Genomic DNA, 11954 nt, shown 5'->3' on the forward strand with positions numbered 1-11954 from the left:
CCTGACACGTCAGGCGAGCTTCTCCCACAGGAATTCGAGCATCAGCGCCCATTTGAACGCCAGCTGCTCGTTGTCGGCCGCCGCGCCGTGCCCGCCCTCGATGTTCTCGTGGTAGCGCACGTCGTGCCCCTGCTCCAGCATCCGCGCGACCATCTTGCGCGCGTGGGCGGGATGCACCCGGTCGTCCCTCGTGGAGGTGACGAACAGGATCGGCGGATACTCGCGTCCACTGTGGACGTTCTGGTACGGCGAGTACTTCCCGATGAAGTCCCATTCCGCCGGGTCGTCGGGGTCGCCGTACTCGGCCATCCACGACGCGCCCGCGAGGAGCTTGTGGTACCGCTTCATGTCCAGCAGCGGCACCTGGCACACGATCGCGCCGAACAGGTGCGGGTAGCGCGTGAGCATGACGCCCATCAGCAGCCCGCCGTTGCTGCCGCCCTGGATCCCGAGCCGGGACGGTTCGCTGATGCCACGCTCGACGAGGTCGGCGGCGACGGCCGAGAAGTCCTCGTAGACCTTGTATCGCTTGGCCTTGGTCACCGAGGTGTGCCAGTCCGGCCCGTACTCGCCGCCACCGCGGATGTTCGCGACGACGTAGGTGCCGCCGCGCGAGAGCCAGCCGCGGCCGATCACGCCGCTGTAGCCGGGGGTCAGCGAGACCTCGAAGCCGCCGTACCCGGTCAGCAGCGTCGGGCCGCCTTCCACGCCCGAGGGACGGACGACGAAGTAGGGGATCTTCGTCCCGTCCTCGGACGTCGCGAAGTACTGCGAGACCGTCATGCCTTCGCTGTCGAAGAACGCGGGAGCGCGCTTGAGGGCTTCGACGTCGCCACCGACGTGCCCGTAGCTCAGCGTCGACGGCTGGGTGTAGCCGCTGGAGTCGAGCAGGTACTCGTCACTGACGTCGGGATCGGTGCCGGTGATCTGCGCGGTGCCCAGCTCCGGGGCGCCGGCGAGGGGCTGGGAGCTCCAGCCGTCCGACGGCGTGAGCACGCGCAGTTCGGTCCGGACGTCGGACAGCGTCGAGAGCAGCAGGTGGTTGTGCGTCCAGGCCCAGTACTCCAGCGACGTGTGGGCGTCGGGGGTGAAGAGCGTCGTGAAGGTGCGCTCGCCCGCCATGAAGGCGTCGAAGCCGGAGGCGAGCAGGGTGCCGGACGGATAGGTGGTGCCGTCGACGGTCCAGTCGGAGCGGAGCCGGATCAGCAGCCATTCGCGGTGCGAGGACGTCTGCGCGTCTTCGGGGACCTCGATCCGTTCGAGCCCGCCGGGCGTCCGGACGTACCGCTCCGTGCGGTAGAAGTCGATCGACCGGTAGGCGAAATCACGCTCGTATCCCTCGGTCGGGTCGTGGTGGGCGGACACGGAGACGTCGTCCGGTTTGCCCTCGAAGATCACCGTCGCCTCTTCGAGCGGGGTGCCGCGCCGCCATTCCTTCGCCAGCCGCGGGTAGCCCGAACTGGTCAGCGACCCCGGACCGAAATCGGTGCCGACGTAGACGCGGTCGCGGTCGATCCAGCCGATCCGGGTCTTGGCCTCGGGCACGGAGAAGCCGTCCTCGACGAAGCGGCGCTCGTCGAGATCGAACTCGCGGACCACGGTCGCGTCGGCGCCGCCGCGCGACAGTTCGACCAGCGCGCGCTGGTAGCCCGGCCGGAGGACGGCCGCGCCCTGCCACACCCAGTTCTCGCCGTCGGCCTCGGCCAGCGCGTCGACGTCGAGCAGGAGCTCCCACTCCGGCGTGTCGAGCCGGTACTGCTCGAGGGTGGTGCGGCGCCACAGGCCGCGGGGGTTGGCCGAGTCCTGCCAGAAGTTGTACAGGTACTCGCCGCGGCGCCGGATGTACGGGATCCGGTCGTCGGCGTCGAGGACCTCGCGGACCTCGTCACGGATCCCGGCGAACCGCTCGCCGGTGGACAGTTCCGCCAGGGCCTCGGCGTTGCGGGCTCGCACCCAGTCCAGCGCGTCTTCGCCGGTCACGTCTTCCAACCACAGGTACGGGTCCTCGTCACTCATGCTGACAGTCTCGCCGGGGCCTCCGTCCCGGCGCCACCAGGTGTCCGTTTCCGGCGCGTGTCTTCGCTGACCTGCTTCTCCTCCGTATGCTGGAGACTCGCACGCCCGAGGGAGACCATGACCGGCATCGACGAGGTATCCGGACGGCCCGTGCCGTCGCCGCCTCGCCCCGAAAACCCCCGTAACACGGGTACGGCCGTGATCGGCTTGCTCGTCGTGGCCGCCTTGACCGCCGCCGGGATGGCGATGGCGGGCGGACCGCGGAAGATCGACGGCCAGGCCCTTCCGGCGTCCGGCGCGTTCACCTCGGAAGGGGCCAAGGCGCCCGCCGGGACCGCGAAACCCGCGCCCAAGGAAGTACGGGAACTGGAAACGAACCCGCTGCTGGCCGAAGGGATCGCGCTCGGCGCGGTCACCTGCCGCCTGCCGGCGATCAGCCGCGACCCCGTGAAGCTGGAGACGTACTACAAGACCTTCGCCTCCTGTCTCGCCGAAGCCTGGAAACCGGCGTTGGACCAGGCGAACGAGCCCACGCTGACGGCGACCGTGCAGGTGACGCTGCCCGAGACCAGCGCGTGCGGGAAGGTGCCCAGCGAGACCGAGGCCGTCGCCTACTACTGCGGCGGTGACACCACGATCTACGCGCCGACCGAGTGGATGCTGAGCGACGCGGGCCTCGAACGGTCCCGTCATCTCGCGACGATGGCCCACGAGTACGGGCACCACGTCCAGCGCTCCAGCGGGATCCTGTCGGCGGCCGCGGAGAAGATGTCCTCGCCGGAGGAGGACTCCCCGGCCGACAAGGAACTGGTCCGCCGCATCGAGCTGCAGGCGAACTGCTTCGGCGCGCTCGCCGTCGCGGCGGCCGCCGGCCGCGGGTCCATCAGCACCTCGCTGGCCAAAGCCGCGCTCGACGACTACGGCAACACCGACGACAGCGACACCCACGGCACCCGGCGCAACCAGCTGAAGTGGGCGAAGGCCGGGTTCTCCGGGAAGACGACGGCGTCGTGCAACACCTGGGCGGCGCCCGCTTCGGAGGTCGCGTGACCGACGACGTGATGGCCGAGATCAACATCGGCCTCCAGCTGCACATCTCCGGTGACCGGGCCGGTGCCCGCGAGAAGTTCGCGGCGCTGTGGGAGCGGATCGGCGAGGACGGCGATCCGCTGCACCGGTGCGCGCTCGCGCACTACATGGCCGACGTCTGCGACGATCCGGCCGACGAACTCGCTTGGGATCTCCGCGCGCTCGCGGCGGCCGATTCCCTGACCGACGAACGCGCCAAGGAGTATCACGCGACCCTGGCCGTCCGCGGGTTCTACCCGTCGCTGCACCTCAACCTCGCCGAGGATTACCGCAAACTGGGTGATCACGGGGCCGCGAAGGCCCAGTGGGAGCTCGGGCGGGGGACCCTCGGCGCGCTCGGCGACGACGCCTACGGCACCGGGATCATCGAGGCGTACGACGCGCTCGCGACCAGGCTCGGCATCGAACCGGACTCTCCGGACTTTCGCGCACGGCGGTGAGGCCATAACCTGGAGTGACTCAGGTCACCCATCCGGGAGGAGCGCGTATGCGGATTTCCGATCTGTTGCGGAACAAGGGGGCGGCCGTCGCGACCGTCTCGCCGGGGACGAACGTCACCGAACTGCTCGAGAGACTCGCGGAGCACAACGTCGGGGCGCTCGTGGTCGTCGATGACGACGGCGGGATCGTCGGGATCGTCTCCGAACGGGACGTGGTGCGCCGGCTCAACGAGCGCGGACCCCAGCTGCTCGACGGATCGGTGGCCGCGATCATGACGAAGCTGGTCGCCAGCTGTACCCCCGAGGACTCGGTGGATCAGCTGTCGGTCCTGATGACCGAACGCCGGATCCGGCACGTCCCGGTCCTGGTGGACGGCAAGCTCGCGGGGATCGTGAGCATCGGTGACGTCGTGAAGACGCGGATGGAACAGCTGGAGAAGAGCCAGGAACAGCTCGAGGCGTACATCTCGCAAGGCTGAGCCGGAGGGCCGTTCCCGGGCAGCCGTCCGGGAACGGCCCTTTCGCGTACCCGGCTAACCGATGGCGCGGTCGAGGGTGAGCGCGGCGTCGATGAGCCCGAGGTGGGTGAACGCCTGCGGGAAGTTGCCGAGCTGCTCCCCCGTCGGGCCGATCTCCTCGGCGTACAGGCCGACGTGGTTGGCGTAGGTCAGCATCTTCTCGAACACCAGCCGCGCCTTCTCCGGATACCCGGCACGGGCGAGGGCGGTGACATAGCCGAACGTGCACAGCGAGAACGTCCCCTCGTCGCCGCGCAGGCCGTCGGGGGAGGCACTCGGGTCGTAGCGGTAGACGAGGCTGTCGGTGACCAGGTCCTTCTCGATGCCGGCCAAGGTCGCCAGCCAGCTCGGGTCGTGCGGGGTGACGAAACCGACGTCGGCCATGCGAAGGAGCGACGCGTCCAGGGAGCTGGAACCGTAGCGCTGGACGAAGGCCTGCTTGAGCGGATTCCAGCCGTGTTCCCAGATCTGGTCGTACACGCGATCCCGTTCGCCGCGCCAGGAGTCGAGCGCGCAGGGCTGGCCGTGCGCCGTCGCGAGGCGGATGCCGCGATCGAAGGCGACCCAGCTCATGAGCCTGCCGTAGGTGAAGTCGGCCTTGCCCTCCCGTGTCTCCCAGATTCCCTCTTCCGGCTGATCCCAGTTCGCCGCCAGCCAATCGAGCAGGCCAGCCAGCGCTTTCCAGCCGTCGTGCCCGATCTCGGCGCCCCGCCGATCGGCCTGGTACACGGTGTCGAGCAGTTCGCCGTAGACGTCGAGCTGGAGCTGACCGGCCGCGGAGTTGCCGATCCGGACCGGCACCGAGCCCCGGTACCCGGTCCAGTGCGCGAGCGATTCCTCCAGGAGATCCGGTGAGCCGTCGACGCGATACATGATCTTCAGCCTGCCGTCGCCGCGCAGGTGGCGTTCCCGGAGCCAGCCGGCGAAAGCGACCGCTTCGTCGGTGAAACCCAAGGCCAGCAAGGAAGAGACCGCCAGCGACGCGTCCCGCACCCAGGTGTAGCGGTAGTCCCAGTTCCGTTCGCCGCCGATCTGCTCCGGCAGGCTCGTGGTCGGCGCGGCGACCATCGCGCCGGTCGGGGCGTAGGTCAGCAGCTTGAGGGTGATCGCGGACCGGTCGACCATCTCGCGCCAGCGTCCTCGATACGTCGACTGGTTCAGCCAGTCGCGCCAGAAGCCGACGGTGTCTTCGAAGGCTTTCTCGATCTCGGAGACCCGGGTCGCGCGGGGTTCCCCGCCGTCCGATTCGAGCACGAAACCGCGGACCTGCCCGGTCTCCAGGGTGACCGAGCCGTAGACGCCGCCTTCGATGACGTGGGCGTGGGCCAGCCGCGGATCCCCCGGTTCCCGGACCGCGTGCAGGGTCAGGGCGAACTGCCCGCTGTCGAAGAGAACGCCGTCCGCGGTGACGGTGGTGGTGTGCGGCCGCCGCGCGTAGTCGAAGCGCGGGACGACGTCCACGGCGAACTCGACGCGCCCGCGCACGCAGCGGATCATCCGGACCAGCCGGTGGCCCTGGGCGGCGTGTGGCCCGGTCGCCGGGCGCATGAAGTCGATGACCTCGCCGGTGCCCAGCCTGGTCATGAACCGCGTGATCAGGACGGCGGTGCCGGGGAAATAGAACTGGCGCGACGTGTACGGCTCGCCGACGGGCCGGATCCGGCAGTGCCCGCCGCCGGGATCCAGGAGCGCGCCGAACACGCTCGGGGAATCGAAGCGGGGACAGCAGAACCAGTCGATCGCGCCGCCGGTGCTCACCAGCGCGGCGGTCTGCAGGTCGCCGATCAGCCCGTGGTCGGCGATCGGTGCTTGATGGTGGGGCACGCGAAACTCCTTGCCGGAAGGGGTTTTTCGACCAGCCTGACCCGACGGCGGGGAGCGGGCGTCACCCCGGCCGGATGAGTTCCCGGCCGCACTGACGCTCATCCGTCCGAGGTGATGTGCGCACCCCCGCCGCCGCTGTGCGATGGCCACCGTCAGATCACCCATTTCAGAAGGGACGGTGAGCCGTGGACACGTTGACCATCTGGTTGTTCCGCTCGGCAGACGGCGCGGACGGCGCGGCGGAGACGGTGAAGGGCTTGGCGAAGAACCAGCTCATCTCGGTACACGACGCCGCGACGGTGTCGTGGCCGGCGGGAGCGTCCAAGCCGAAACTCCGCCAGTTGCGCAACCTGGCGGGCCGTGGCGCGCTGAGCGGCGCGTTCTGGGGACTGCTCTTCGGCCTGATCTTCCTCGTGCCGCTGCTCGGTGCGGCCCTCGGCGCCGCGGCGGGCGCTTTCGGCGGGTTGACGTCGGACTACGGCATCGACGACGACCTGATCAAGCGGGTCAGGGGAGAGGTCACCGAAGGCACGTCGGCCTTGTTCCTGCTCAGTTCGGGCGCGGTCGTCGACAAGGTGCGGGACGCCTTCACCGGCGAAAACGCGCCGGAGCTGATCTTCACGAATCTGAGCGCCGAACAGGAGCAGGCCTTGCGCGAGAGCTTCTCGATGGAACTGGAACAGCAGACCGCCGAGGCTCCGGGAACGGGGCGGAAATGAGCGCGCAGTGGGGTGCCGAAGCCGATCTCGCCGACTCCCGGCAGGGAGAGCACCGTCCTGCCTGGGCGGGATGGATCGTCTTCGCCAGCGTGGTCATGCTCATCCTCGGCGTCTTCGACGTCATCGCCGGGATCGTGGCCCTGTTCCAGGGCGGCTACTACATCTCGGGCCCGGAATACGCCCTCGTCCTGGACGTGACCGGATGGGCGTGGGCCCATGTGGTGGGCGGCGCGCTGGTGGCGGTCTCCGGCGGCTTCCTCCTCACGGGCGCCATCTGGGCGCGGGTGGTCGCGGTGCTCTTCGCGGCCGGGAACGCGGTGACCCACCTGGTGTTCCTCTCGGCGCATCCGGTGTGGTCGATGATCGTGATCGTCCTGTGCGTGACGGTCATCTGGGCGGTCCTCGTCCACGGTGACGAACTACCGGATCGTGGGTTGTGGTGACGGGACAGCCCACCTCTCGAACACCACGAGCGCTCGCCGTCCTGCTCGGGGCGGCGGCGATCGTGGTCGGTGTCGCGGGGGTCAAAGCGGTCGCCTGGCTGGCGGCGCCGACCTTGCTGGCGCTGGTCATCGTGATCACGCTCAGTCCCGCGCACGGCAGGCTGCGGCGCCTCGGTTTCCCCCGCTGGGTGGCGACGGCGGCGCTCGTGGTGTTCGTCTACGGGATCCTCATCTCCTTCTGTGTCGCGATGATCGTGTCGGTGGCGCAACTCGCGGCGCTCCTGCCGCGCTACGCCGACCGGATCACCGCCCTGTACGCCGAAATCGCCGGTGTACTGGCGAAATTCGGTGCCGGGCCCGCCCAGTTGCGTGACCTCGTCACGTCACTCGATCCCGGCAAGCTCGTCTCCTACGCCGGCGCCCTGCTCGCCGATCTGACCGGTGTCACCACGAGCCTGGTCTTCCTGCTGGGGCTGTTGCTGTTCCTCAGCGCGGAAACGGCGGACATCGACGGCCGCATCGCCGGGATCGCGGGTGAGCGGGCGCGGACGGCGGAGGCGCTGCGCGACTTCGGCCGCCGCGTCCGGGTGTACTTGGTGGTGACCACGGTCTTCGGCCTCGTGGTCGCCGCGCTGGACGTCCTCGCGCTGGTGGTGCTGGGCGTCCCGCTCGCGCTGCTGTGGGGGCTGCTTTCCTTCGTCACCAACTACATCCCGACGATCGGCTTCCTGCTCGGCCTCGCTCCGCCCGCCACGCTCGCGCTCCTCGACGGCGGCCTGCCGGTGATGCTGGCGGTGGTGGCGGTCTACGTCGTGCTCAACTTCGTGCTGCAATCGCTGATCCAGCCGAGGTACGTCGGCAACGCCGTCGGGCTGTCGGCCACGGCGACGTTCGTCGCGCTGGTGTTCTGGGCCTGGGTGCTCGGACCGCTCGGGACGCTGCTTTCGGTACCGGCGACCTTGCTCGTGCTGGCCGTCCTCGTCGACGACCCCGGCCGCAGCTGGGTCACGGCGCTGGTCGGTTCGTCCCGGCGGGGACCGGAGCGCGGTCAGGACAGGATGAGCACGACGAAGAAGAGGCACGCCACGATGTTCAGCAACCAGCCGTGGTCGTTCGTCCAGTCGCGGACGGCGGGCATGACCCGCGCCGCGCGCCGCCGGAAGAGGAGGTAGGCCAGGAGCGGCAGGGCGGCGATCAGCGTGGTGGCCGAGAGGAACGGGACCGCCGCGCCGAAACCCGCCCCGCCGCGGCCGAGGTCGAGACCGACGGCGCACATCACGACGATGTCCGACGGAAAGAACGCGATGAGCAGGAATCCGGTACGGAATCCTCGGCGCGGACCCGCCGACATGAGCGATCCCAGCCATTTCGGCGGTTCCGCGGTTTTACGGTGCGCCCAGTTCCGGATCGCGATGCCCAGCAGGAGCGCCACCAGCCCGAATTGGACGATCGCGTAGAGGGAACCGTCCGAATCGGAGACGAGGGGATCGGGCGGGAGAAGCCCCGCCAGCCAGGTGGTGAGCGCGGTCCCCGCCGTCGCGGCGGTGGCGACCCCCGCCACGAACGCGAGCGAGGTCGGGACAGCGCGTTTCGTCGTGATCAAGATCAGCGCGGACACGAACTGCGGTCCGGCCATCATGGTGATCGCGAGCGGGAGCACTGTGAGTGAGCCGTCCGTCATTTCCGAGACTCCCGTCCGAGGCTGTTCGACAGCGAATCGCGTTGCCCGCCACCGGTGTCCCGACGGCGACGGGCAACGCTCGCGCGGCGGTCTACCGCCAGAGCCCGGGACTTCGTGATCCGCGATTTCCAGAATGCGCCGCCGCGACACCGACTTCTTCCTTCGTGGCGGGTGAAAACGCGTGCCGGGTTTCGTCACCCACGGCGAGAAATCCTTTGTTTCAAACACTCTTCGCTACGAGTGTCACCCCGACTCACCCGCCAGGGAGGAGGTGACCGCCGCGCGGGGTGAGCAAGATCGGTTCCCTCACTCGTCTGGGGAATCGAAGGGAGACAATCGGTGAGCACTGAGCCGCGTCGTCGGTCCAGAGCCAAACTCGTCCTTACCGCACTGACTTTCGTGCTGGTCCTTTCGGCGCAACCGGGGGAAAGCGGGGGATCGGGAAAGGCGGATGTCGTCCTTTCCGGTCTCGCCTTCGCCATCGGCGGGACTTCCCGCGTGTTCGCGTTCGTCTGGCATGTCCTTTCCAGCGCGGCGATGTCATGCGCCGGCCGGTGACCCGCGTCGAAGGCACCTCGACCCACGGCGGGGAACCCGTCGTGGTGCCGTCGCCGAAACTCGCCCCGCCGCCGCCCGCTTCCGACGTTCTCGAACGGGACCGTCTCCTCGACGCCCTCGATCAGGCCACCTCCGGCGAAGTCCCCAGCGTCACGCTGCTCAACGCGCCGGCGGGGTCCGGCAAGACCGTGCTGCTCGGCAGCTGGTTCCGGCGGCGGGCGCGGCAGCACGCGACCGGTGAACATCGGGCCTGGATCTCCTTGGACACCAACGACAACAAGGTGTACACCCTGTGGTCGTCGATCCTCCGCGCGTTGTACCGGAGCGCCGGGGACGGCTCGATCCCGGAGACGATGCTCCCTAGGGACGCTTCCGCGCACGAGTGTGTCGGCGCGTTCATCGACGCGTGCGCCCGGCTTCCGTGCCCGGTGATTTTGGTGCTGGACAACGCACACGAATTGTCCGCACCGGACGCGGTGAGGAACGTGAACCTGCTGTTGCGCTATCTGCCGCCGGGAGTGCGGGTCGTCATCGCGACCCGGTTCCCGCCCCCGCTGATCCTGCCCCGGATCCGGCTCGAAGGGAGGTTACGGGAGATCACCGCGCACCAGCTGAACTTCACCGAGGAGGAGACCGGGAAGCTGCTCGCCGGGCAGAACCTCGCGCTGACACAGGCGGATCTGGACGAGATCTCCACCCGCACGGAGGGCTGGGCGGCGGGGCTGCGGTTCCTCACCCTCGCGCTGGCCGCCACGCCGGACACCGGTGCGGCGATCCGGGCCTTCACCGGTGAAGACCGGCTGCTGGCCGAATACCTGGGCGGGGAGATCGTCGGCCCGCAGCCCGCGCACGTCCGCGAGTTCCTGCTGAGCACGTCGGTGTGCCCCGACATCAGCGACGAACTGGCCACCCGCCTGACCGGGCAGGAGAACTCCGGGCAGATCCTGTACACGCTCACCCGCACCAACGCGCTGGTCACCCGGCACGGCCCTCGTTACCGTTGCCACCCGCTGCTGCGCGGCTACCTGCGCGCGGAGCTGAACCGGCGTCACCCCAGGGCCCACCGCAGGCTCCACCGGTCGGCGGCCGAATGGTTCACCGACTCCGGCGACGTGCTCGCGGCGTTGGAGCACGGTATCGCCGCGCAGGACGACGAGCTGATCACGCGGTACATCCAGCGGTTCGGGCTGCGGACCGTCCTCGACGGACACGGGGCCCGGTTGCACATGCTGCTCGGCGCGATGCCGGAGCACATCCTGGCCCGGCCGCAGGTGGCGCTCATCGCCGCCGTCGCCGCGCTCGACGTCCACGACCTCGTCGCGGCGGACCGGTACCTCGGCAGGGGCGACAATCCCGCCCAGTCGCTGCGTTCCGGGCGGCTGCGCGCGCTGAACGCCGTGGCCGTCCTCTACCGGGCGAGGTACGGCGGGCACCTGGACAAGGCGCTCGCGGAACTCCGGGCCACGAGCGCGGGTGACACCGGCGACGTCGACCTCGACCTGCTGGCGCTGGCCACCCAGGGGACCGCGTCCTTGTGGCTGGGCGACCTCCCGGGCGCCACCGGTGACCTGGAACGCGCGCTGCGGACGGCCACGCTGGAGCGGCGTGACGCCGTCCGGCTGCATTGCGAGATCCACCTCGCGGGGATCGCCCGGGTCCAGGGCGACCTCGCCGGGCTGGCCGTGCACACCAGCGCCGCCCTCGAACTGGCCCGGTCCCGCGGCTGGACCGAGACTTCGCGGACCGCGTTCCTGTACGCCGTGCTCGGGATGGCGGCCTACCAGCGGCTGGACCAGGAGAGCGCCCGCCGGTTTTCCGCGCTGGCGACCAGGCTCTCGCCCGCGGTCGTGGACCCGGGGGTGGAGATGCTGACGGTGACCCTCAGCGCCGCCGTCGAATTCGGTCTCGCGGCCGATCCGCACGCCGTCGTCGAAACACTGCGGGGGCACCGGAAACGGCTCGCGGCCGAACCGGTCGCACCCTGGCTCGTCGCCTGCACGGCTCCGATCGAGCAGCGACTCGCCCTGCGCGTCGGGGAACCCACCTGGGCGATGGACGTGACCGAACGGCATCGGCACCTGCTCGCGCCCTACGCGGAGCACGCGCTGCTGAGCACCCTCGTGCATCTGCATCGCGGCAGGACCGGTGCCGCGCGCCGCCGACTGCAGCCGGTCATCGAGCGGCAGACCAGACCGCTGGTGGCGCACACCCTGATCGAGAGCTGGCTCCTCGAAGCGGTCCTCGCCGATCAGGCCGGTGAACAGAACCAGGCGCACAACGCCGTCGGCCGCGCGCTCGACCTCGCGGCACCCCAGCAGGCGCTGCGGCCGTTCCACGACGCGGGCAGGCACGTCCGGGAACTCCTGGTGAGCGGGGCCGGGAGGTTCGGGCGCACGGAAGAGTTCGCGAGCACCGTTCTGCAGTCCTTGCCCGCCCACCCCGGGGGCCCGGTCGATCCGCTCACCTCTCGCGAGCTCGAACTCCTCACCGAGCTGCCGTCGATGCGCACCACCGAGCAGATCGCCGATTCGCTCTTCGTGTCGGTGAACACGGTCAAGACCCACCTTCGCGGCATCTACCGGAAGCTCGGCGTCAACCACCGCCGGGACGCCGTCGTCGCCGCACGACGGCGTGGCCTGTTGTAGGTTCCGCCGCCCGACAGCGTC

The 11954-nt window shown here is 69.7% G+C and carries 10 protein-coding genes and 1 pseudogene; 8 read left to right on the forward strand and 3 right to left on the reverse strand.

From position 1 onward, the window contains the following. Positions 1–9 precede the first annotated feature (9 nt). Positions 10–2016: a prolyl oligopeptidase family serine peptidase gene (locus ACLJRM_RS14295; protein ID WP_101606412.1), complete on the reverse strand. Its 2007-nt coding sequence runs from the start codon at positions 2014–2016 to the stop codon at positions 10–12. Positions 2017–2133: 117 nt separating this feature from the next. Between ACLJRM_RS14295 and ACLJRM_RS14300 the strand changes: the two genes are divergently transcribed. Genes ACLJRM_RS14300 through ACLJRM_RS14310 form a run of 3 tightly spaced genes read left to right on the forward strand, consistent with a single transcriptional unit; the run spans position 2134 to position 4024 of the window. Further along, on the forward strand, positions 2134–3066 hold the full coding sequence (locus tag ACLJRM_RS14300; RefSeq protein ID WP_101606413.1) for a neutral zinc metallopeptidase: 933 nt from the start codon (positions 2134–2136) through the stop codon (positions 3064–3066). Next, the gene (locus ACLJRM_RS14305) at positions 3063–3545 is read left to right on the forward strand and encodes a hypothetical protein (RefSeq protein ID WP_410663206.1); all 483 of its coding nucleotides are present in this window, start codon (positions 3063–3065) and stop codon (positions 3543–3545) included. The genes ACLJRM_RS14300 and ACLJRM_RS14305 overlap by 4 nt, the downstream gene beginning before the upstream one ends. A gap of 47 nt (positions 3546–3592) precedes the next feature. Continuing rightward, positions 3593–4024, forward strand: coding sequence for a CBS domain-containing protein (locus tag ACLJRM_RS14310; protein ID WP_101606415.1), 432 nt, complete (start codon positions 3593–3595; stop codon positions 4022–4024). A 54-nt stretch (positions 4025–4078) separates the two neighbouring features. Here the strand turns inward: ACLJRM_RS14310 and ACLJRM_RS14315 are convergent, their stop codons facing one another. Further along, entirely contained in the window at positions 4079–5887 is a 1809-nt protein-coding gene (locus ACLJRM_RS14315) for a glycoside hydrolase family 15 protein (protein ID WP_410663207.1), read from the reverse strand. Positions 5888–6072: 185 nt separating this feature from the next. On the opposite strand from ACLJRM_RS14315, the gene ACLJRM_RS14320 reads away from it, so the two are divergent. Genes ACLJRM_RS14320 through ACLJRM_RS14330 form a run of 3 tightly spaced genes read left to right on the forward strand, consistent with a single transcriptional unit; the run spans position 6073 to position 8221 of the window. Continuing rightward, entirely contained in the window at positions 6073–6606 is a 534-nt protein-coding gene (locus tag ACLJRM_RS14320; RefSeq protein WP_101606417.1) for a DUF1269 domain-containing protein, read from the forward strand. Then, positions 6603–7049: a hypothetical protein gene (locus ACLJRM_RS14325; RefSeq protein WP_410663208.1), complete on the forward strand. Its 447-nt coding sequence runs from the start codon at positions 6603–6605 to the stop codon at positions 7047–7049. Before ACLJRM_RS14320 ends, ACLJRM_RS14325 begins: the two co-directional genes overlap by 4 nt. Next, positions 7046–8221, forward strand: coding sequence for an AI-2E family transporter (locus tag ACLJRM_RS14330; RefSeq protein ID WP_410663209.1), 1176 nt, complete (start codon positions 7046–7048; stop codon positions 8219–8221). The genes ACLJRM_RS14325 and ACLJRM_RS14330 overlap by 4 nt, the downstream gene beginning before the upstream one ends. Here ACLJRM_RS14330 and ACLJRM_RS14335 read toward each other — a convergent pair. Continuing rightward, a pseudogene (locus ACLJRM_RS14335) lies at positions 8164–8730 on the reverse strand (GAP family protein); the annotation flags it as partial. The gene ACLJRM_RS14330 and the pseudogene ACLJRM_RS14335 overlap by 58 nt on opposite strands. A gap of 339 nt (positions 8731–9069) precedes the next feature. On the opposite strand from ACLJRM_RS14335, the gene ACLJRM_RS14340 reads away from it, so the two are divergent. Together ACLJRM_RS14340 and ACLJRM_RS14345 are read left to right on the forward strand one after the other, a co-directional pair. Next, positions 9070–9288, forward strand: a complete 219-nt coding sequence (locus tag ACLJRM_RS14340; protein WP_410663210.1) for a hypothetical protein — start codon at positions 9070–9072, stop codon at positions 9286–9288. Then, complete coding sequence (locus tag ACLJRM_RS14345; protein ID WP_410663211.1) at positions 9273–11933, forward strand: LuxR C-terminal-related transcriptional regulator; 2661 nt, start codon at positions 9273–9275, stop codon at positions 11931–11933. Before ACLJRM_RS14340 ends, ACLJRM_RS14345 begins: the two co-directional genes overlap by 16 nt. Positions 11934–11954 lie beyond the last annotated feature (21 nt).

Source organism: Amycolatopsis sp. lyj-84 (genome assembly GCF_046549075.1).
Lineage (GTDB): Bacteria > Actinomycetota > Actinomycetes > Mycobacteriales > Pseudonocardiaceae > Amycolatopsis.